This is a genomic window from Thiomicrorhabdus sp. (assembly GCF_963662555.1).
Taxonomy (GTDB): Bacteria; Pseudomonadota; Gammaproteobacteria; order Thiomicrospirales; family Thiomicrospiraceae; genus Thiomicrorhabdus.
The window spans coordinates 1,278,172-1,298,693 of the sequence record NZ_OY759719.1; the positions used below are offsets into that span (position 1 = coordinate 1,278,172).

The following is a 20,522-nucleotide window of genomic DNA, read 5'->3' on the forward strand; positions in this document are numbered from 1 at the left end:
AATATTGTTTGGACAGATAGAGCATGAAAGACCATTTAGTTATCTTTGATACCACCCTTCGTGACGGAGAGCAAAGCCCTGGTGCATCAATGACCAAGGAAGAAAAAATTAGAATTGCAAAACAATTAGAAAAGCTCCAGGTTGATGTTATTGAAGCAGGATTTCCTGCAGCCAGTGAAGGGGATTTTGAGTCTGTTCAGGCCGTTGCTTCTATTATTAAAGACAGTACTATTTGTGGTTTGGCTAGAGCGATTGAAAACGATATTAGAAAGGCAGGTGAAGCAATTAAACCCGCAAATTCTGGTCGAATTCACACCTTTATTGCAACTTCACCCATTCACATGGAAAAAAAGCTTCGTATGTCTCCAGACGAAGTTGTTGAACGTGCAGTATGGGCAGTTAAAAAAGCACGTGATTACACCGATGATGTCGAATTTTCGCCAGAAGATGCTGGTCGTTCAGATGTGGATTTTTTATGCCGAGTAATCGAAGCGGTTATTGATGCTGGTGCCACTACCATCAATATTCCAGATACAGTCGGTTATAACGTTCCACATCAATTTGGTAAACTGTTTAAACAGCTGCTAGAGCGAATTCCTAATTCAGATAAAGCAATCTTTTCAGCTCATTGTCATAACGATTTAGGTTTGGCTGCTGCAAACTCTTTAGCGGCAGTAAGAAATGGTGCAAGACAGATCGAGTGCACTATAAACGGCCTAGGTGAACGTGCTGGTAATACGGCACTAGAAGAGGTTGTTATGGCGATAAAAACTCGCCAAGATATTTTTGAAGTGGATACTCGTATTAATACACGTGAGATATTAGCCGCTTCAAGATTGGTTTCAAATATTACCGGTTTTGCTGTTCAGCCGAATAAGGCGATTGTTGGGGCAAATGCCTTTGCTCATGAATCAGGTATTCATCAAGATGGTGTGCTTAAACATCGTGAAACCTATGAGATTATGCGTGCCGAAGATGTTGGCTGGAGCACCAATAAAATGGTAATGGGTAAGCATTCAGGTCGTAATGCGTTTAAAACTCGTCTTGAAGAATTAGGTATAGATTTTGAAACCGAGCAAGAACTGAATGAAGCTTTTGTTAGTTTTAAGGAGTTAGCCGATCGTAAACATGAAATTTACGATGAAGATCTTCAGTCACTGGTAACGGATAATAATACTCAGCGTGTTGAAAATGAATCATATCGCTTAGTCTCTCTTAAAGCTTCTACGGAAACAGGAGAAAGTCCACAAGCCGAAGTTACAATTTGGACTAAAGGCAGTGAAGCTAGTGCTTTAGCATCGGGAAGCGGCGTGGTAGATGCTACCTTTAAAGCCATTGAATCCATAGTAGAATCGGGTTCTTCGTTGTTGCTTTACTCTGTAAGTAATGTAACAAATGGAACCGATTCATTAGGTGAGACTTCAGTGCGTCTTGAGAAGGGCGGGCGTATAGTTAATGGACAAGGTTCAGATACAGATATTGTTACTGCCTCTGCGAAAGCCTACATTAATGCCTTGAATAAACTTGAAACTGATGTTGGTAAAGAGCATCCTCAGGCTAGAGTTTAATGTTGGTTGAGTAATGTAGATATTTATGGCAAATATACACTTTTCAACAGACCTGTTTGATCAGATAGGTGGTACTAATTGGATTACCAGGCCTGGTAAATTTGAAAAAGAATCTTTAGAAAATATGGTAAATGATCTTAATAATCGTCAGTTACAGGATAAAACTGAAGAGATAGATTCAGCTGTTAAATATGAAGAACAAAACCTACATACCGATATTCCTATAAATGATTCAAGTGAAATATTGTCTGAAAATGAAGATGCTCTTTTAATTTCTAAAAGTGTTTTACCAATTATGCCTATAGTTGTTATCGGTGCTGGTTTAGAGAGCATTTGGCAAAACGAAGAGAGTCTCGCTTGGCAGCTTTGGCAAAATATTATGAAAGCTTTTGAATGGGATGAGGCCCATGTCGTGTTTTTTGATACTGAGCTGATTGTTACTGAAGATGCCATTTTTTCAACAATGGAAGAAGTTATAGAATTAGGCGTGGAGTGGGTTTTAAGCATGGACGAGGAGCATGAAATTTCTGAGCAGTTGTCAGAAGGCGTTCAAGTTGTTTCTGTTCCTGTGTTTGAATTAATGCTATCTGATCCTTATGCCAAACAAAGTTTCTACCACTCAATTATTGCTCTTAAACAGTATGTTTAAATAAAGCATGTTTAAACAAGTTATATTGTTTTTGTCGACCTAAAATTATGCCCAAGACCTTTGAATTTAATTATCTCCGTTTGATGGATGAATCTGATTTGAACCAGGTTTACGAAATTGAACAAAAGTCTTATGACTACCCATGGACCCTAAATGGCTTTGAAAAAAGCTTAGATCAAGGTTTGAATTACGTCTTTTGCGATGCAGACCATAAAATGCTTGGGTATTGTTGTATTCTTCCTGTTTTGGATGAAGCTCATGTTTTAAATATTTGCGTTGCTCCAAAGTTTCAAAAACAAGGCATCGCTAAGCAGGCCTTTTTAAGTATTCTTGATGGTTTAAAAGACCGTGATTTTAAAATTGTATTTTTAGAGGTGCGAGAGTCTAATTATCCAGCTCAATCACTGTATAAAAAATTAGGTTTTAGTGAGGATGGTATCAGAAAAGGATATTATCGATCTCAAGCTTGGGATGATGAAACGCAAAGTTTGATTGATGAAAAGGAAGATGCGATTTTAATGTCGTTTTCAATTAAATGAAGCCACAAAGAGCAGGGTAGTTCAACTTCGCTAATGAATATAGAAATCCTTAGCGAAGTTGTTGTATAAGAAAAAGCTAAAGAAAGTGTTATTTTCTCAGCTCGACTGGCACGGTTTTAGTTAAGGTCTGAGCCATCTCTTTATAGAGTTTTGGATTGGCAGCTAAAATATTACCGTGTGTTAAAAAGTTTGCACCGCCGTTGAAATCAGTTGCCAAACCTCCCGCTTCAGTAATAATTAATGAGCCTGCAGCAATATCCCATGGTTTTAAATTAAACTCCCAAAAACCATCTACACGGCCAGCGGCCACGTAAGCTAGATCAAGTGCCGCCGAACCTGCTCTACGAATGCCAGCCGTTGTGCTAATAAACTCTTTTAAACTCGCCATGTAAGCATCTAGATAGCTGAAATCATGATATGGAAAACCCGTAGCTAATAAAGCATTATTGAGTGTTTTTTGTTCTGAAACACGTATACGACGATTATTAATGAAAGCACCGCTTCCACGGCTTGCGGTAAACATTTCATCACGCACAGGGTCAAAAATGGCGGCATGCTGAATTTTACCTTTAACTTCTACCGCAATGGAAACTGAAAACTGTGGAAATTGATGAAGAAAGTTGGTTGTACCGTCTAATGGATCAATAATCCAACGAGTATCTGACTTTTTGCCTTTTTGATGTGACACGCCACTCTCTTCAGCAAGGATTTCATGGTCAGGATAGTATTTTTTAATAGTCTGGATGATGGTGTTTTCAGCTTCTTTATCCACTTCACTCACATAGTCGTTTTTGCCTTTGTACTCGATATTGAGTTGATCAATTCTGTCAAGATGATGAAGGATGTTGCCTCCTGCGGCTCTAGCGGCTTGAGTGGCGATATTTAGAAGTGGATGCATGGCGTGCCTTTGGTTTTTATTTGTGAGTGTGTTTAATTTCTTTATGAACGGGTAGAATACACGTTTATCAAATTAAATTTTAATGAAAATATTATAAACGGAAAAGAAAAATGATTGAAGATTACCGTCTTGATCCAGGGTTAGCAAAAATTAGAATTGTGCTGATCGAAACTTCACACCCTGGAAATATTGGCGGGATTGCTCGTGCCATGAAAAATATGGGGTTTAGTCAATTGGTATTGGTCAACCCTAAAGAGTTTCCTAGTCAAGTGGCTTCGGCAAGAGCATCAAGTGCAACTGATGTGTTAAATGATGCAAAAGTGGTAGCGACCCTGGATGAGGCTTTGCAAGGCACTAAATTGGTTGTAGGTGCGAGTGCACGTTTGCGTAAAGTGTCTTGGCCGCAACTTGATGTTAGAGAGACGGCTAAATTAGCTTTGGAAACCGTTGCAGAGGGTGAGGTTGCGTTGGTTTTTGGGCGAGAAGATTCAGGGCTTAGTAATGCGGAGATGGATAAGTGTCATTATTTGGCCCATATTCCAACTAATCCTACCTATAGCTCACTCAATATTGTAGCCGCTGTTCAGGTTTTTGCTTATGAATGTTTAATGGCAACGCAAATTGAATCGGTTCATCGTAAAGGTTATAGGCATAAGTTGGCGACTACCGAGCAATTAGAAGGGTTTTATGACCATCTATACCAGGCGTTGCAAGATATAGAGTTTTTAGATCCTGCTAAAAATGCTCGTTTTATGCGAAGAATGCGTCGATTATTTAATCGTTCTCAGCTAGATGTAAAAGAGATAGATATCCTTAGAGGAATTTTAACAGCGGCACAAAGGCAATCACTTAAATAATAAGTTAGAATTGATTGGTTTTTTAAAGTTTAGTATTGAGTTTAAAGGAGAACACATATTGTGTTTAAAAGATTAAGATCTGACATTAATTGTGTTTTTGACCGTGACCCTGCTGCACGCAATACATTTGAAGTTTTAACCACTTATCCTGGGTTACATGCCATTCTTTGGTATAGATTGGCTCACTGGTTTTGGAAGAAAAATCTTAAATGGTTGGCAAGGTTTATATCCGGGTTTGCAAGATGGTTTACAGGTATTGAAATTCATCCTGCGGCTACGATTGGTGAACGCTTTTTTATTGATCACGGTATGGGTGTGGTAATTGGTGAAACTGCCGAAATTGGTGATGACTGTACTTTGTATCATGGTGTGACTCTTGGTGGAACTTCATGGCAAAAAGGTAAGAGACATCCTACTTTAGGTAATGGCGTTGTTGTTGGAGCAGGTGCTAAAGTTTTGGGTCCTATTGAAATTGGTGATGGAGCACGCGTTGGTTCTAATGCGGTTGTAATAAAACCTGTTGGTGTTGGGGAGACTGTTGTTGGTATTCCTGGTCGTGTGGTGACTCAAAAGTCTGATGATGTGCAAGCAAAAAGAGCTAAGATGGCTGAAAAAATCGGTTTTGATGCTTATGGAGTTGGTCAAGAGATGGCTGATCCCGTAGAAAAAGCGATTTATAGTTTGTTAGATCATATTCAAGCTCAGGATGAAAAGTTGGAAAAATTAGCAAAATCTCTTGCTCAAATGGGTGGAGAGTCTATCGAAATGGATATGCCAGAATTAGATGATGTTGTTCTGGAGCCAAGTGACCCTGAGCAGATCGCGCATTTAAAGAAAAAACGTTCTAATTAAATATCTAATGTTTTAAGTCTTAATCAAGTATTAAGATGAAAGCGATTTAGAGTAATAATTCTTGAGTTAAATAGTAGGTTATTATAGAATTCTAATATACTATTCAACTGGATTTTATTGTTATGAAGTTAACATCTAAAGGACGTTATGCGGTTACCGCAATGATTGATATTGCACTAAATCAAGACAAAGGTGCAATTACTCTGTCATTAATTTCAGAGAGACAAGGTATTTCATTGTCATATCTAGAGCAATTGTTTGCAAAGTTAAAGAAAGCTGATTTAGTAACAAGTGCAAGAGGTCCAGGTGGTGGTTATCGACTAAGTCGTATCCCTGGAGATATTTCAATCAGTGAAATTATTCGTGCTGTTGATGAATCGGTTGATGCACGTAAATGTGGTGGTAAAGCAAATTGTCATGGTGGTGATGAGTGTTTATCGCATGAATTGTGGAGTGAATTAAGCACTACAATTGACAGTTTTCTAAAAAGCATTACACTTCAAAGTGTAATGGATAAGAAGCAATCCAATGTTAAAGAAATTGCATTTGGGTGAAATAGGGAAATAAAATGGCTGTAAATCTGACTGAATCTGCGTCTGACCGTGTTAAAAAAATGATTGATAAACGAGGTCATGGTATTGGTTTGCGTGTGGCAACTAAGGTTAGTGGTTGTGCTGGCTTCTCGTATGTAGTGGATTATGCTGATGAGATAAAAGAGGATGATTTGGTTTTCGAGAGTTTTGGAACCAAAGTTGTTGTTGATCCTAAAAGTCTTGAAAATATTGACGGCATGGAAATTGACTATGTGCAAGAAAGTTTATTAAATGAGGGTTTTGATTTCAAAAACCCAAAAGTAAAAGACAGTTGTGGTTGCGGTGAATCTTTTACCGTCTAGCCATTCTAAATAGTAATAGACTAAATTTAACCCCGGCATTTGACCGGGGTTTTGTTTTTCTGCAGGTTTGGTTAATTGTTGGTAAAATGTGCGGATTAAAAATTAAAGGACTTCAGAGATGGAAAAAACATTCTCAATTATTAAGCCAGATGCTGTTTCTAGAAACTTAATTGGGCAAATTACACAGCGATTTGAAGAAAATGGTTTGCGTATTATTGCTTCAAAAATGAAACGGTTAACTCTTGAAGAAGTAGAGGGGTTTTATGCTGAGCATAAAGGGCGTGATTTTTATGAGCCTTTAATCAAATATATGACTTCAGCTCCCGTTATTGTTCAAGTTTTAGAGGGAGAAAATGCTATTGCAAAAAATCGCGAAATCATGGGCGTAACTGATCCTGCTAAAGCAGAAAAGGGTACTATTCGCTCAGATTTTGCTATCTCTGTTCGTGAAAATTCGGTTCATGGCTCAGATTCTTTAGAAAGTGCAGAAAGAGAAATTGCTTACTTTTTTGATGAAAATGAACTTTGCTATAGAGCATAATGGTTACTAATTTACATGAATCAAATGGATACTAATCTTATTAATAAAAGCTCTGAACAGCCCCAAAAGATTGATTTGTTGGGTATGGATAGACAGGCAATGGAGTCTTTTTTTGCTTCAATAGGCGAAAAACCTTTCAGAGCTGGACAGGTGATGAAGTGGATTCATCAATTTGGTGTTAGTGAATTTGAAGAGATGACAAATCTCAGTAAAGCTCTTAGAGAAAAACTTGCTAATGTCGCTCAGGTAAGAACTCCAAAAATTGTTGCTGAGCAACTTTCTGAAGATGGCACGATTAAATGGCTATTAGAAGTAGATAATCACAATTCAGTAGAAACCGTTTTTATACCCGAAAAAAACCGCGGTACCTTATGCATTTCTTCTCAAGTCGGTTGTGCCTTAGAGTGTAGTTTTTGCTCAACAGGGCAGCAAGGTTTTAATCGAAACCTAGAAAATTGGGAAATTATTGCCCAAATGTGGGTCGCGAACAAAGCATTAGGCTGTAAACCAAAAGAAGAAAGACGTATTTCAAATGTCGTGTTTATGGGTATGGGGGAACCTCTTTTGAATGTAACCCACACCTTTCCCGTAGCTCGAATTTTAATGGATGATTTTGCATACGGATTGTCTAAGCGACGCGTTACAATTAGTACAGCAGGTGTTGTTCCAGCGATAGATAAGATAAAAGAAGAAGTTGATGTGAGCTTGGCAATTTCATTGCATGCTCCTAATAACCCTTTAAGAGATGAGCTGGTTCCTATCAACCAAAAATACCCTCTAGAACAATTAATGCCGAGTTTGCATAGATATGTTGAAGGTGGTCACAGTAAAAAACATGTGACAGTTGAATATGTGATGTTGGATAAAATTAATGACAGAGTGGAGCATGCACATCAGTTAGTAGAGTTATTAGCTGACTTGCCTTGTAAAGTAAACCTGATTCCATTTAACCCTTTTCCTAATACGGATTATCAACGTTCATCGAATAATGCCATTCATAAGTTCAGGGCTATTTTAGAAGAAGGTGGGTTAAATGTAACGGTTAGAAAAACTCGTGGTGATGATATAGATGCCGCTTGTGGTCAGCTAGCTGGAAAGGTTTCAGATAGAACAAAACGAACTCAGCATCGGGTTGAATTTGCTGGTAACGTCCTAAATAAAGTTTAACCTAACAGGATATATAAATGACGGATACTGTTGAAGAAGGTAATGAGCAACTAATAGAGCTACTGCAAAAGGCAAGAGAACAACAAAATATCTCGATTGATGAAGCGGCCGAAAAACTCAATTTATCCGTTAAGCAGCTAGAAAAATTTGAAGAGTCTGACTTGGATTTAACGACATTATCGACTTTTGAACGTGGTTATCTTAGAAATTATGCTTTTTTGTTAGGTGTAAATATTGAAAAGTTTGAAGAGCAGTTTCCTCGAGGTATGAGTGTTGGAGCAGAGCTCCAGTCAATTCAACGTGATAACTTTAAAACCCGAAAGCCTATTAAAATAGGTCGTTTTTTCAAGTTCATATTTTTTGTTGCTTTGATTATATTGGTGATTTGGGTTTTATCTACATTAGGTATCGACTTTTCACAATCAGATCTTGGTAAGACGTTAGAAAAGGCAACAGAAATTTCATTGCCTGAACCAAATAAATAAAAATAAAAAATAAATATAATATTTAGATTTAAGAGAATAAAACACAATGGCAAAACAGATTTCAGCAATCAGAGGCATGAACGATATTTATGGTGAGGATTCAAACGCTTTTGATTATTTAATTAACACTGCTGAAAATGCATTAAAACAATATGGTTATCATTCAATTCGATTACCTATTGTAGAAAAAACCGAATTATTTGCTCGCTCTATTGGTGAAGTGACCGATATTGTTGAAAAAGAAATGTACACCTTTGAAGACCGAAATGGTGATAGTTTAACGCTACGTCCAGAGGGTACTGCAGGTTGTGTTAGAGCTATTGTGCAAAATGGACTCGCATATAATCAAATTCAAAAACTGTATTACACTGGGCCAATGTTTAGATATGAGCGTCCGCAAAAAGGACGATATCGTCAATTTCATCAATTTGGTGTTGAAGTTTTTGGCTTGGCGACAGCAGATATCGATGCCGAGTTAATTGTTCTTACCGCTCGTTTATGGGAGCAACTTGGTTTAGATAATTTGGAATTGCAAATTAACTCTCTTGGTAGTCAAGAAGCCAGAGCAAGTTATCGTGAAACTTTAGTGGACTATCTTTTGCAGCATAAAGAGAGTTTAGATGAAGACAGTCTTAGACGTTTAGAAAGTAATCCATTACGTATTCTGGATACAAAAAATCCAGATATGAAAACTATTGTTGATGCAGCTCCTAAGTTAATTGATCATCTAGATGAAGAATCTAAAGTACATTTTGATATGGTTAAGTCTTACTTAGACGATTTAGGCATTGAATATGTTGTTAATCCTAACTTAGTGCGAGGACTGGATTATTATAATCGTACAGTTTTCGAGTGGGTTACTACAGAACTGGGTGCTCAAGGAACAGTTTGTGCCGGTGGTCGCTACGATAGCCTGGTGGAACAAATTGGTGGTAAATCTGTTCCGGCAGTAGGTTTTGCTATGGGGATTGAGCGTTTAGTTGCTCTTCTTATCGATAAAGAACTGGTACCTACACTAAACAAAGCAGATCTTTTTATTGTTGCTGTTGGTGATGCAGCTTCAAGACCAGGCCTGGTAATTTCTGAAATGGTTAGAGATGCATTTCCACACCTTAATGTTCAAATGAATTGTGGTGGTGGAAGTTTTAAAAGCCAGTTTAAAAAAGCCGATAAGTCTGGAGCAAGTTACGCTTTGGTGATGGGGGAGCAAGAGGTTAATGACAAAGTTGTTGCGGTAAAACCATTGCGAGCAGAAGCTGAACAGCAAACTATCTTGTTGAGTGAATTAACCAATCACTTACAGTCAATTTTTAACTAAGGGTTTTTGACGGATTCCGTCATATATTTAAATTTTAATATAAACAAATTGAAAAGGGTTTATAACAAATGAGTCGCTACGAAACCGAAGAAGAACAAATCGAAGCATTTAAAAGTTGGTGGAATAAATACGGTACACAGTTACTTACCGCTATTTTGGTAGTTGTATTAGCTTTTTCTGGTTGGCGTTATTGGACAAATACAAAGTACGTTGAAGCTGCCAATGCTTCTTCTATGTATGAGTTATTACAAGCTAATATGCAACAAGGCACATTTGGTGAAGTCACTCGTGAAGCATTAAAGTTAATTCAAGAGCAACCTGAAAGCCCGTATTCTGCAGGTGCGGCTATGTTGCTGGCCACTTATAGTTACGATAAAGGTGATATGGATGATGCTATTGACCATTTAAGTTGGGTTGTAACTAACTCGCCAGATATCGCATTAAAAGCAACCGCACATATCCGTTTAGCCAGAATTTTTACGGATCAAAAGAAGTTTGATGAAGCAGAAGCACAGTTAGTAGAGCTTAAAGATTTAGACTTGAAAGGTGCGGCAAAGGGAGATGTTGATTATGTCGCCGGAATGTTGGCTTTAAAAAGAAACAAAACTGACGATGCCCATACTGCTTTTACTGCTGTAGTTCAAAATCCAGAAACTGAGAAAAACCTACTAGGTCTGGCTCAAATTCAGTTAGATGATTTAGCAAAATAACCCAAAAATTGAGTTGGAATCTAGAATGAATAAACGTATTACTCTTGCTGTTGTATTTGCAGCTAGTTTAGGTGTGATTGGTGGTTGCTCAACAGCTAAGCCTTTAGTTGAACCTTATATGGCACCAATGGAATCAGACTATTCTTTGCATAAAAACTGGCAAGTAAAGTTAGATTCTATGCCTAATAGAGATTCTAAAGGACTCTTTATTGATGAAGATGAACAAAATATCTATGTTGCTTCTGAAACAGGCTATTTAGTCTCATTAAAAAAGAACAATACATCACGTTGGACAGACCAAGTTCAATGGGAAGTGAAATTTGATTCACCTATTGTTTCTGGGCCAACCAAAGATGGTGATCGTTTATTTATTGGTACTTCAAAAGGTCAGTTAATTGCTGTTTCTAGTAAAACAGGTCAATATCTTTGGCAAACGCAGCTTTCTAGTGAAGTGATGAGCCGTGCTGTTATTGCCGATAAAAAGATTTTTACAAGAACCGTTGACGGTAAGCTTTATGCGTTAAATTCTAAGAACGGTAACATTGAATGGGTTGCTGAGCACCAAATGCCAAACTTATCGTTACGTGGTTCTCCTCAGGTACTATATTCTGATGGTAAGGTTTTTGTGGGGTGGGAATCAGGATCTGTTCAAGCTCTATCAGCAAAATCTGGTTCTTTATTATGGGAAACTCGTGTTGCTGTACCAAGTGGAAGAACGGATTTAGAACGTATGGTTGATGTGCAATCAAACCTGGTTTTAAAAGATGGCAGACTCTATGTTTTAGGTTTTCACGGTAAATTTGCGTCCATTAACCCTGAGAATGGAAATTTTTATTTTGTTAAAGAAGTTTCTGGTTTTAGAAACTTTGTTGTTGACGATAAAGCAATCTATTTAGTTGATGATAACGATACTTTGTATAGTTTCGATTTGATTAGTGGTGCAACCTTATGGAAACAAAATGCCTTTAAAAACCGATTAGTCGGTGATTTGTCTTTAGCTGACGATGACTTACTTGTTGTTGATGGATGGGGTTATTTACATTGGTTAAATAAAGTACAGGGTATTGAAGTTGCACGAGCAAAACACAGTAATGAATACGGCGACGGTAATAGAATTTTAAGAGTGCATTCTGAAGATAAACGCATCTATTTGCTTGATGATGAGGGAGTGGTCACAAGTTATAATGTCACGCCATCAGACTTAAAGCTATTTAAAGAACAATATGCTGAGAAGACAAAAGAAGAATCGAAAGAAACACCAAATACGCAATAGCGGCTTTATTGCAAAAAGCAAAATAATATAAAAACAAATCTGGTTGATTCAAACAGTCAGATTTTGTTGTTTTAGGTAAAGAGAAAAAATGAGTAAACCGGTTATCGCTCTAGTTGGGCGACCAAATGTGGGTAAATCCACGCTTTTTAATCGCTTGACACGTTCAAGAGATGCCATTGTGGCTGATTATCCAGGATTAACTCGTGATAGACAATATGGAACAGGCCGTGTTGGTAAGATGCCTTATATTGTTGTAGATACAGGCGGTCTTAGTGGCGAGATCGAGGGTGTTGATCCTTTAATGGCTGACCAAGTTAGGGCGGCTTTAGAAGAATCTGATGCTATTGTTTTCTTGGTTGATGGTCGTCAAGGCATTGTTCCTGCCGATGAAGTCATTGCCAATTACATTAGACAGTTTGATAAACCTGTTCAGGTATTGGTGAATAAAGCAGAGGGTAGTGATTACTCTATGGCTACTTCTGATTTTTTTCAACTTGGATTGGGTGAACCGTACGCCATTTCTTCTGCTCACGGTGATAATGTTACCGTTGCAATAGATCATATATTATCTTCTCTTCCTCAAAAAGAAGATGAAGACGAGTTTGATTTAGATGAGCATCCTGGAGTCAGAGTTGCCGTTGTTGGACGTCCAAACGTAGGAAAATCAACTCTGATTAACCGTATGATTGGCGAAGATCGTGTTGTGGCTTTTGATATGCCTGGTACCACACGAGATAGTATTTTTGTGCCATTTGAACGTAATGGCAAGCCTTATACCTTAATTGATACAGCAGGTATTCGCCGACGTAAAAACATCAAAGAAAAAATTGAAAAGTTTAGTATTGTTAAGGCTATAGAAGCAATGGAAGATTCACATGTTGTGATTGTTCTTATTGATGGCTCAGAAGGTTTAACAGATCAAGATTTAACTCTTCTTGGATTAGCTATTGAATCAGGCCGTGGTTTGGTTATTGCCGTTAATAAATGGGATAATTTATCTACCGAGCAAAAAGACTGGGTTAAGAATGAATTGAGTTTCCGTATTCAGTTTGCTGATTATGCTAAACAACATCTGATTTCAGCCCTTCATGGAACTGGGGTTGGTGATCTTTTTGATACCATTGATGCTGTTCACCTAGCTGCATTTAAGCGAGTTTCGACTTCTGACTTAAACCGAGTGTTAGAACAAGCCGTTCTAGATCATCAGCCACCACTAATTGCTGGCCGAAGAGTGAAGCTGCGTTATGCTCACTTAGGTGGTTTAAACCCACCTAGAGTCATTGTTCACGGCTCACAGGTAGATAAGTTGCCTGCGTCTTATACAAAGTATTTAGTTAATGTTTTTCGTAAGGCGTTTAAATGGGTTGGCACACCTGTTACGGTAGAATATAAGGCAACTCAAAACCCTTTTGAAGGCCGTAAAAACAAGTTAACTTCTCGATTATCTGCAAAGTCAGAAAAATCAGATATGAAAGCTAAACTTAAGAAAAAGAAAAAAACTCAAAAACGCCGTACATAAATAAAATTGTATAAAGATAAATACTGATTACACAGTGTTTATCCACAGTTTTTTTTAAATTAAAGCGTTACCATCTTCAATCCCCAAAAACACTAAGAGTTGAATTAATACCATGAGTCCAAATCCGACTAAACGTATTCGCGAAATCCCTTATAACTATACCTCATTCTCGGACAAAGAGATTGTGTTAAGGTTTTTGGGTGAGTCGTGTTGGACAACGATTGAGTCCTTACGTCAAACTCGTAATACAGGTCGGTCTGCACGTATGCTTTTTGAGGTGCTGGGTGATATGTGGGTGGTAAGTCGTAACCCTTACATTCAAGATGATTTAATTCAAAATCCTAAACGTCGTGATGCATTAATTCAAGCGTTACACCATCGTTTAAAAGAAGTAGAAAAGCGCCTAAATGGTAATGAAACGGCAGCAGAACTTTTAGCTTCAACTTCTAAAGCGGTGGAAGAGTTTTCAGCATGGTTTCCAAAACAGGTTATCTTGCGTCATCAAGTATTAAAACGTTTAAAAAAATGTACACGTGAAGACAATATTGACTTTGGAGGCTTAGCACGAGTTTCTCATGCAACAGATGCCACTGACTGGCGTGTAGAGTTACCACTAGTAGTATTAACTCCTGACTCTGAACAAGAAACCATAGAGATGGTTCAGGCTTGTATTGATTTAGAGTTGACCATTATTCCACGTGGTGGAGGTACAGGGTATACCGGTGGTGCGATTCCTCTTCATCAAAATACTGCAGTAATCAACACTGAAAAACTTGAGTTTATGAGTTTAGTTGAGCAAGTAGAGCTACCAATGATTGGTAAAGTTCCTACGATACGTACTGGTGCAGGTGTGGTTACCCGTAGAGTATCTGAGCAAGCTGAACGTTTTGGTTATGTATTTGCAGTAGATCCAACCTCTCAAGATGCTTCTACGATTGGTGGAAATATCTCAATGAACGCGGGTGGTAAGAAAGCCGTATTGTGGGGTACAACTCTTGATAACTTAGCATCTTGGAGAATGGTAACTCCTGATGCAAAATGGTTAGAAGTCGAGCGTGTAAATCACAACCTTGGCAAACTACAAGACCAACAAACTGTCATTTTTGATATTCGTCGTTATGAAAAAGACGGCCAGACTCAAATTGGTGAAACTGAACGTTTAGAAATTCCAGGTTCAGGTTTTAGGCAAGCGGGTTTAGGTAAAGATGTTACTGACAAGTTTTTAAGTGGGCTTCCTGGTATTCAAAAAGAAGGTTGTGATGGTTTAATTACCTCTAGCCGTTTTATTGTTCATCGCATGCCTAGCCATACAAGAACAGTATGTTTAGAGTTTTTTGGGACTGATCTAAGTTTAGCAGTACCAGCTATTGTTGAAATTCTTGACTACGTTGAATCTAAGAAAAAAGAAGGCATTCTGATTGCTGGTCTTGAGCACTTAGATGATCGTTATATTAAAGCGGTTAAATACAATACCAAGGCGAGTCGCAAAGAATTGCCTAAGATGTTATTGCTTGCTGATATTTGTGGTGAAAATGGCTTTGAAGTTGCCAATACCTGTACTGAAATTGTTGCTCTAGCGAACAAACGTAATGCTGAAGGTTTTATTGCTGTTAGTGATGATGCTCGTAAACGTTTCTGGCTTGACCGTTCTCGTACCGCTGCAATTTCATCACATACCAATGCATTTAAAATCAATGAAGATGTGGTTATCCCGTTAGATCGCTTAAATGAATACAATATTGAAATTGAAAAAATCAATATTGAAATGTCAATTAAGAACAAAATTGATATTCTGAATGCATATATTGAGTATTTTGAAGGGGATATACCAGAGTTTATCCAAGCCGATGATTTTGAGGATATTTCAGGTCCATCTAACTACTTTAGAGGTAAGGTTGAAGAGACGCTTGAACACTTTAAAACAGTTAAAACTCGTTGGTTAGGTAAGTTAGAACGTCTGAATAGCCCAGCAAAAGAGTGTTTAGACTTATTACCTGAAGAATCTCATGCAAATGTACGTGAAGAAGATACCTTAGCAAGTCTGTTCTTAAGAAGAGAGACAGTTCTTTCATACCGAAAAGAGGTGAAAGAGTTTTTAAAACAAACATTCTTAGGCCATGATTTTGAAGCATTGCATAAAAAATTAGATAAAATTCATGGCGATATTCGAACGGCACGTTTGTTTGTCGCATTGCACATGCATGCGGGTGACGGAAATATCCACACTAACATTCCAGTGCATTCTGGTAACTATGAAATGGTGCATTTAGCTGAGTCTCTGGTTGATAGAATTATGGAAGTGGCTCATCGTCTAGGTGGTGTTATTTCTGGTGAGCATGGAATTGGTCTAACTAAATTCCAATATTTGGAACCTTCTAAAGTCGAAGCCTTTGTTAAGTACAAAAATGAAGTCGATCCAAATGGTCATTTCAACAAAGGTAAGTTACTGCCTGGGTCTAGCCTAGATAATGCCTACACGCCATCTTTAAGCTTGGTAAATCAAGAAGCGATTATCTTAGAAGCAAATGAGCTAGATGCCTTAAACAATGATATTAAAGATTGTTTACGTTGCGGTAAGTGTAAACCTGTGTGCCAGACTCATATTCCTAGAGCTAATTTACTCTATTCACCACGTAATAAGATTTTAGCTACGGGTCAGGTGATTGAAGCGTTTTTGTATGAAGAACAAACTCGTCGCGGTATTTCATTGCAGCATTTTGACGCTATGAACGATGTGGCTGACCATTGTACAACTTGCCATAAGTGTGAAACACCTTGCCCAGTTGACATCGATTTTGGTGATGTTTCTATCCGTATGCGAAATATCCTAACAAAAATGGGTAAAAAACGCTTTTCTATAACGGTAAAAGCCGCATTGTGGTTCTTGAACGCTAAAAATCCGGCAACCATTAAAATCATGCGTAAAGTGATGATTGGCTGGAGTGCTAATTTTATTACCCTAGGGCATAAAACGGCAAAATTGTTTGGCCTTTTAGGTAAGGCAAAAGATATACCTGCACAATCGACAACAATTGCACCTGTACAACAGCAGGTAATTAACTTTGTTCGTAAGCCTTTAAATACAGGCCCAAATCAATCTACTATGCGTGCCTTGTTAGGCTTAGAAGAAGCGAATATGGTTCCGATTATTAGTGATCCAAATAAGGTGAATGATGATTCGGATGCGGTATTCTATTTCCCAGGTTGTGGTTCAGAACGTCTGTTTAGTGATATTGGTTTAGCAACGATAGCGATGTTATCTGAGTCAGGAGCACAAACGGTTCTACCACCAGGCTACCTATGTTGTGGTTACCCTCAAACAGCAGCGGGTCAAGCGGATAAAGGTGCTCAAATTACTGCAGAAAACAGAGCTTTGTTCCATCGTGTGGCTAATACCCTGAACTATTTAGATATTAAGACGGTGATTGTTTCTTGCGGTACCTGTATGGATCAGCTATTAAAATATGAATTTGAACGTATATTCCCTGGTTGTCGTTTATTAGATATACACGAATACCTTTCAGAAAAGGGGATATCGGTAGACTCATCTAATGGTGTTAAATATTTGTATCACGCACCATGTCATGATCCTATGAAAAAAATGGATGGTACCGAAGTCGCTAAAGATTTATTAAAAACAGAGGAAGTGTTACTTTCTGACCGTTGTTGTAGTGAGGCAGGAACTCTAGCCACAGCGAGACCTGATATTTCTGAACAGCTTCGTTTTAGAAAAACCATTGAGCTTACCAATGGCATTAATGAATTAACTGGCCATGACAAATCAATTGGTGGAGAGGTTAAGTTATTAACTTCTTGCCCAGCATGTCAGCAAGGTTTAAATCGTTATGAAGATGAAACTGGCTTAAAAACCGATTACATCGTGGTTGAGCTAGCTAAAAATCTTTACGGGGATGATTGGAAAGGTCAGTTTGTTAATAGACTAGAGCATGAAGGTGTGGAAAAAGTATTGCTTTAGATATTAATCATTTTGATTATTATCAAATAAAAAGGCACATCAGTTGATGTGCCTTTTTTATATGAATATATCTATATGAAATAATATTTAATAAGCTTTTTGAGCCTTAATTTAAAAATTACCAGGCCTGGTAATTCTTAAATTTAACTTATGTAATACAGAATGACTTATTTAGCTGTTTGAGATGCGTAATAATCTGCTAACTCTTTAATTTCGCTATCAGATAAGCCTTTTGCAAAAGTTACCATTGTTGCATCTTTACGAAAACCGTCTCTGAAGTCTTTTAATTGTTTTTCTAGATAACTTGCATGCTGACCGGCTAATTTTGGAAAATTAGGTACAACACTGTTACCGTGGTCACCATGACAACCAATACACATTGCTGCTTTAGCAGGAGCTGCTGGCGCTGCAGCATGAGCATTAGCAGTGATAAGTAAGCCTGTTGAAAGTGTTGCAATAAGTAGTTTTTTCATACTGGTTCTCTTTATTTAGTAAATGTTGAATCATAAAGTAGTAATTTATAGCGATAAGAGCATTAAATCAAGTCTCGCGCTTTTAAAATGCCTGAAACGCTGTTAATAGCCAAGCTATTGATAAGTTTTAGAACAAAAAGCAGTGCTGTTTTAACCATTTTTATTTTCGGCACTTCGCCGAGTACTTCGTTTCGTTTATGATCTTGTGCAAAGGTCTCTATATAAAATTATAGGTATAAAAAAACCGCCTAAGGTTTACACCAAGAGGCGGTCTCTATACGATAACTCTATGTATTATAGAGAGCTAACGTATGCAGCTACGTTTTCCATGTCAGCTTCAGATAGGCCAGCAGCCATTGGAGCCATCATAGAAGTCATAGGACCAACTTGCTCACCTGCTTTATAAGCATGTAGCTTAGAGATGATTTCAGTAGCAGGAAGACCAGCTAGCTTAGGTCCAACACCACCTTCAGCTGCAGCACCGTGACAACCTACGCAAGTTGCGAAAGTTGCTTGACCAGCAGTTGCATCACCAGCAGCTTGAGCCGCTGCACCAAAAGAAACTAAACCAGCCGCAGCTAATGCAATTAATGTATTTTTCATAGTGTACTCTCCTAAAAGCACTTAAATAAAAGTTCGGGTTTTATCCCTGAGTGCAATTACAAACGAAAAGGGGGGGTTAGTCAAGATAAGAAGAGTTGAGCAACCCTTAATATTTAGGGGAATAGTGGTAAAACCTAGCATAATGATTGATTAAATATTACAGCTCCCTAATTAATTAATCAAAAGACATCTAGTAGGCTTAAAATTTTGCATGTTTAGCAAAATTTAAAAAGGTCTTAATATCATGTGATTAGCTTTTTTAGTATAGAAAGAAGCTTAGTTTTAGTCTTTAAATGATTTATTTTGAAGCTACTGTTTAGTTTGCTTTAGCTATAATGAAAACTTGTTAACGATAAATTATTAAAGATAAAAAAATATCAAAGGTAAGCTATGGTTTTTTTACGTTTATGGGCTGTTGCAATCATCTTAACTTTAATAAGTTGGCTTTTATTAAAGTTAATCAGAAAACCAATGCATATTGGTTTGGTGTTTTTGTTTTGGGTTGCGGTAATTTTTGTAAGTACCGTTGGGCTATACGCCATTTCAGTTTGGTTTGTTTCAAGTTAATACATTCATTTAGTAAAACATAAGTTTGCTTAATTTTTAGGTTTTGAATATCGACTGAAAACCTTAACTTGATAATTAAGCATTAAATGAATTAGCTTCATTTTCTGCTGTTTTAAACTCTTCTAATAAACGCTGAAAGCTTTGATATCGACTCAAAGCAATTTCATCATTTTCAACTGCTTGTTTAATTGCACAATTAGGCTCAATCGAGTGTGTACAGTTATTATATTTACATTGTCCTAAAAACGGAGCAAAGTCTGGGTAATAACTTTCAAGTTCTGCCAGTTCACATGGAGCAGGGCTGAATTGCCTTACACCAGGTGAGTCAATTAAATTACCTGTGCTACGTAGTTGGTCTTGTTCTACATTTGCTTGAGGTAGATGATACAAAATGCTGTTGGTTGTGGTGTGCTTACCTAAGCCAGTAGCTTCTGATAACTGGCCTACACGAATCTCTAAATCTGGAATTAATGCGTTAATTAACGATGATTTTCCCGCCCCAGAAGGGCCAACAAAAACACTGTTTTTATCAGCCATAAAGTCTTGCAAGGTTTGTAAACCTTCTTGAGATACGGTTGAGGCGGGAATTAACTCAATGTCCATAGCATCGTAGGGTTCTAAAAGTTCCGCAATGGCTTCCCAGTCATCTTCTGATTCAAGTAAATCGACTTTATTAATGATAATAATCGCAGGTATATCGAGTTGCTGTGCAGCAACTAAATATCGGTCAATCATATCTGGATGAATACCAGGTACTACTGGCATAACAATACCAATAAAATCAATATTAGCCGCTATCATGCGAGTTTGACCCCTAAAACCTGGCCTACTTAATTCATGTGTTCTAGGTAGTACTCTAACCACAACACCTTTATTTTCTTCAATATCCGTTTGCCAAATGACCTGATCACCAGCCACTAATTTACCCAAGTGTTGACGAATTGCACAGGTATATTGATCACCTTTGCTGTTTTCAACAAGTACGCGTTTACCAAAACTAGTAATTACCAGGCCTGGTTGTTCTTCTCCAAGTGAACTGTTGTCATTGTTTGCTTGAGAGCTTTTTTGAGTACTCTTTTTCTCGAGTACTCGGCGTTTTTGTTGGTGGGTCAGCTTGCGTTTGGCCATTCTGTTTATTGGTTACCTGATATTGAATTCATTACTGTTTTAGTCTAACAGGGCATTAATTTTGGCGGCCATAATCATGTCGTTCATGGTTAAGCCTTTTGCTGAATGAGTGGTTAAACTTATCTCACAGCTATTGTAGTCAAAACAAATTTTAGGATGATGATCTTCTCTATTGGCTAACCAAGTTACCGCATTTACAAAAGCAATGGTTTGATGATAGTTTTTAAACTGAAATGTTTTTTCAATGCTTGCGTAGTTAAGTGGTGCATCCCAACCTTTTAAAACACTTAAATTACTTTCAATTGTTGGAATAATAATGGGTTTAGAGCCTTTAGGCATATCTGTGCAATGTTGATTTAACAGTTCTTTAATTAGAGGGGATAATGTATCGCTCATTGTTTAAATCCTAAAATATTGATGTGTATAAATTTACGGTTTTCTATTTTTTTAATATTGGGTTTTATAATGACTTATTCAAGTCTAGTTTTACTCTACTTTTAGACT

General features: G+C 37.6%; 20 protein-coding genes. 15 read left to right on the top strand and 5 right to left on the bottom strand.

Features of this window, described 5'->3' with window-relative positions; translation table 11 throughout:
- Positions 1–23: 23 nt before the first annotated feature.
- The 3 genes from ACORJQ_RS05490 to rimI all read left to right on the top strand — a co-directional run bounded on the left by ACORJQ_RS05490 (position 24) and on the right by rimI (position 2,756).
- On the top strand, positions 24–1,568 hold the full coding sequence (locus ACORJQ_RS05490; protein ID WP_321326714.1) for a 2-isopropylmalate synthase: 1,545 nt from the start codon (positions 24–26) through the stop codon (positions 1,566–1,568).
- Positions 1,569–1,593: 25 nt separating this feature from the next.
- Positions 1,594–2,217 carry a hypothetical protein gene (locus ACORJQ_RS05495; RefSeq protein ID WP_321326716.1) on the top strand — a complete coding sequence of 208 codons (624 nt, stop codon included), beginning with the start codon at positions 1,594–1,596 and terminating at the stop codon, positions 2,215–2,217.
- A 98-nt stretch (positions 2,218–2,315) separates the two neighbouring features.
- Positions 2,316–2,756: a ribosomal protein S18-alanine N-acetyltransferase gene (rimI, locus tag ACORJQ_RS05500; RefSeq protein ID WP_321326717.1), complete on the top strand. Its 441-nt coding sequence runs from the start codon at positions 2,316–2,318 to the stop codon at positions 2,754–2,756.
- Positions 2,757–2,844: 88 nt separating this feature from the next.
- Here rimI and ACORJQ_RS05505 read toward each other — a convergent pair whose 3' ends face one another.
- Positions 2,845–3,654, bottom strand: a complete 810-nt coding sequence (locus ACORJQ_RS05505) for an inositol monophosphatase family protein (protein WP_321326718.1) — start codon at positions 3,652–3,654, stop codon at positions 2,845–2,847.
- A gap of 110 nt (positions 3,655–3,764) precedes the next feature.
- On the opposite strand from ACORJQ_RS05505, the gene ACORJQ_RS05510 reads away from it, so the two are divergent.
- The 12 genes from ACORJQ_RS05510 (at position 3,765) to ACORJQ_RS05565 (ending at position 17,247) form a co-directional block, all read left to right on the top strand.
- Complete coding sequence (locus ACORJQ_RS05510) at positions 3,765–4,511, top strand: RNA methyltransferase (RefSeq protein WP_321326719.1); 747 nt, start codon at positions 3,765–3,767, stop codon at positions 4,509–4,511.
- Positions 4,512–4,571: 60 nt separating this feature from the next.
- Entirely contained in the window at positions 4,572–5,363 is a 792-nt protein-coding gene (cysE, locus tag ACORJQ_RS05515; RefSeq protein ID WP_321326721.1) for a serine O-acetyltransferase, read from the top strand.
- Positions 5,364–5,485: 122 nt separating this feature from the next.
- A complete protein-coding gene (locus ACORJQ_RS05520) occupies positions 5,486–5,917 on the top strand; it encodes an Rrf2 family transcriptional regulator (RefSeq protein WP_321326726.1) in 432 nt (143 codons plus the stop codon).
- A gap of 14 nt (positions 5,918–5,931) precedes the next feature.
- The gene (locus tag ACORJQ_RS05525; RefSeq protein ID WP_321326728.1) at positions 5,932–6,258 is read left to right on the top strand and encodes a HesB/IscA family protein; all 327 of its coding nucleotides are present in this window, start codon (positions 5,932–5,934) and stop codon (positions 6,256–6,258) included.
- Between the two features lie 118 nt (positions 6,259–6,376).
- Complete coding sequence (ndk, locus tag ACORJQ_RS05530; protein WP_321326730.1) at positions 6,377–6,799, top strand: nucleoside-diphosphate kinase; 423 nt, start codon at positions 6,377–6,379, stop codon at positions 6,797–6,799.
- A 15-nt stretch (positions 6,800–6,814) separates the two neighbouring features.
- Complete coding sequence (gene rlmN, locus ACORJQ_RS05535) at positions 6,815–7,966, top strand: dual-specificity RNA methyltransferase RlmN (protein ID WP_420719573.1); 1,152 nt, start codon at positions 6,815–6,817, stop codon at positions 7,964–7,966.
- Between the two features lie 17 nt (positions 7,967–7,983).
- Positions 7,984–8,451: a helix-turn-helix domain-containing protein gene (locus tag ACORJQ_RS05540; protein ID WP_321326731.1), complete on the top strand. Its 468-nt coding sequence runs from the start codon at positions 7,984–7,986 to the stop codon at positions 8,449–8,451.
- Between the two features lie 46 nt (positions 8,452–8,497).
- Positions 8,498–9,769, top strand: coding sequence for a histidine--tRNA ligase (gene hisS / locus ACORJQ_RS05545; protein ID WP_321326733.1), 1,272 nt, complete (start codon positions 8,498–8,500; stop codon positions 9,767–9,769).
- Between the two features lie 68 nt (positions 9,770–9,837).
- On the top strand, positions 9,838–10,479 hold the full coding sequence (locus tag ACORJQ_RS05550; RefSeq protein WP_321326735.1) for a YfgM family protein: 642 nt from the start codon (positions 9,838–9,840) through the stop codon (positions 10,477–10,479).
- A gap of 25 nt (positions 10,480–10,504) precedes the next feature.
- Positions 10,505–11,752 carry an outer membrane protein assembly factor BamB gene (bamB, locus tag ACORJQ_RS05555; RefSeq protein ID WP_321326737.1) on the top strand — a complete coding sequence of 416 codons (1,248 nt, stop codon included), beginning with the start codon at positions 10,505–10,507 and terminating at the stop codon, positions 11,750–11,752.
- Between the two features lie 88 nt (positions 11,753–11,840).
- On the top strand, positions 11,841–13,271 hold the full coding sequence (der, locus tag ACORJQ_RS05560; protein WP_321326739.1) for a ribosome biogenesis GTPase Der: 1,431 nt from the start codon (positions 11,841–11,843) through the stop codon (positions 13,269–13,271).
- 112 nt (positions 13,272–13,383) lie between these two features.
- Positions 13,384–17,247, top strand: coding sequence for a DUF3683 domain-containing protein (locus ACORJQ_RS05565; protein ID WP_321326741.1), 3,864 nt, complete (start codon positions 13,384–13,386; stop codon positions 17,245–17,247).
- A 167-nt stretch (positions 17,248–17,414) separates the two neighbouring features.
- Here ACORJQ_RS05565 and ACORJQ_RS05570 read toward each other — a convergent pair whose 3' ends face one another.
- The 4 genes from ACORJQ_RS05570 to ACORJQ_RS05585 form a co-directional block, all read right to left on the bottom strand.
- Positions 17,415–17,720 carry a c-type cytochrome gene (locus ACORJQ_RS05570; RefSeq protein WP_321326743.1) on the bottom strand — a complete coding sequence of 102 codons (306 nt, stop codon included), beginning with the start codon at positions 17,718–17,720 and terminating at the stop codon, positions 17,415–17,417.
- A 294-nt stretch (positions 17,721–18,014) separates the two neighbouring features.
- A complete protein-coding gene (locus ACORJQ_RS05575; RefSeq protein ID WP_321326745.1) occupies positions 18,015–18,323 on the bottom strand; it encodes a c-type cytochrome in 309 nt (102 codons plus the stop codon).
- 642 nt (positions 18,324–18,965) lie between these two features.
- Entirely contained in the window at positions 18,966–20,018 is a 1,053-nt protein-coding gene (rsgA, locus tag ACORJQ_RS05580; protein ID WP_321326747.1) for a ribosome small subunit-dependent GTPase A, read from the bottom strand.
- 39 nt (positions 20,019–20,057) lie between these two features.
- Positions 20,058–20,414, bottom strand: coding sequence for a 4a-hydroxytetrahydrobiopterin dehydratase (locus ACORJQ_RS05585; RefSeq protein WP_321326749.1), 357 nt, complete (start codon positions 20,412–20,414; stop codon positions 20,058–20,060).
- Positions 20,415–20,522: the final 108 nt, after the last annotated feature.

Excerpts from the sequence above, each read along its gene's own strand:
- ACORJQ_RS05490 (WP_321326714.1), top strand. The coding sequence starts at position 24 with ATGAAAGACCATTTAGTTATCTTTGATACCACCCTTCGTGACGGAGAG.
- ACORJQ_RS05495 (WP_321326716.1), top strand. The coding sequence starts at position 1,594 with ATGGCAAATATACACTTTTCAACAGACCTGTTTGATCAGATAGGTGGT.
- ACORJQ_RS05505 (WP_321326718.1), bottom strand. The coding sequence starts at position 3,654 with ATGCATCCACTTCTAAATATCGCCACTCAAGCCGCTAGAGCCGCAGGA.
- ACORJQ_RS05510 (WP_321326719.1), top strand. The coding sequence starts at position 3,765 with ATGATTGAAGATTACCGTCTTGATCCAGGGTTAGCAAAAATTAGAATT.
- ACORJQ_RS05520 (WP_321326726.1), top strand. The coding sequence starts at position 5,486 with ATGAAGTTAACATCTAAAGGACGTTATGCGGTTACCGCAATGATTGAT.
- ACORJQ_RS05525 (WP_321326728.1), top strand. The coding sequence starts at position 5,932 with ATGGCTGTAAATCTGACTGAATCTGCGTCTGACCGTGTTAAAAAAATG.
- ndk (WP_321326730.1), top strand. The coding sequence starts at position 6,377 with ATGGAAAAAACATTCTCAATTATTAAGCCAGATGCTGTTTCTAGAAAC.
- rlmN (WP_420719573.1), top strand. The coding sequence starts at position 6,815 with ATGAATCAAATGGATACTAATCTTATTAATAAAAGCTCTGAACAGCCC.
- ACORJQ_RS05540 (WP_321326731.1), top strand. The coding sequence starts at position 7,984 with ATGACGGATACTGTTGAAGAAGGTAATGAGCAACTAATAGAGCTACTG.
- hisS (WP_321326733.1), top strand. The coding sequence starts at position 8,498 with ATGGCAAAACAGATTTCAGCAATCAGAGGCATGAACGATATTTATGGT.
- ACORJQ_RS05550 (WP_321326735.1), top strand. The coding sequence starts at position 9,838 with ATGAGTCGCTACGAAACCGAAGAAGAACAAATCGAAGCATTTAAAAGT.
- bamB (WP_321326737.1), top strand. The coding sequence starts at position 10,505 with ATGAATAAACGTATTACTCTTGCTGTTGTATTTGCAGCTAGTTTAGGT.
- der (WP_321326739.1), top strand. The coding sequence starts at position 11,841 with ATGAGTAAACCGGTTATCGCTCTAGTTGGGCGACCAAATGTGGGTAAA.
- ACORJQ_RS05565 (WP_321326741.1), top strand. The coding sequence starts at position 13,384 with ATGAGTCCAAATCCGACTAAACGTATTCGCGAAATCCCTTATAACTAT.
- ACORJQ_RS05570 (WP_321326743.1), bottom strand. The coding sequence starts at position 17,720 with ATGAAAAAACTACTTATTGCAACACTTTCAACAGGCTTACTTATCACT.
- ACORJQ_RS05575 (WP_321326745.1), bottom strand. The coding sequence starts at position 18,323 with ATGAAAAATACATTAATTGCATTAGCTGCGGCTGGTTTAGTTTCTTTT.
- rsgA (WP_321326747.1), bottom strand. The coding sequence starts at position 20,018 with ATGGCCAAACGCAAGCTGACCCACCAACAAAAACGCCGAGTACTCGAG.
- ACORJQ_RS05585 (WP_321326749.1), bottom strand. The coding sequence starts at position 20,414 with ATGAGCGATACATTATCCCCTCTAATTAAAGAACTGTTAAATCAACAT.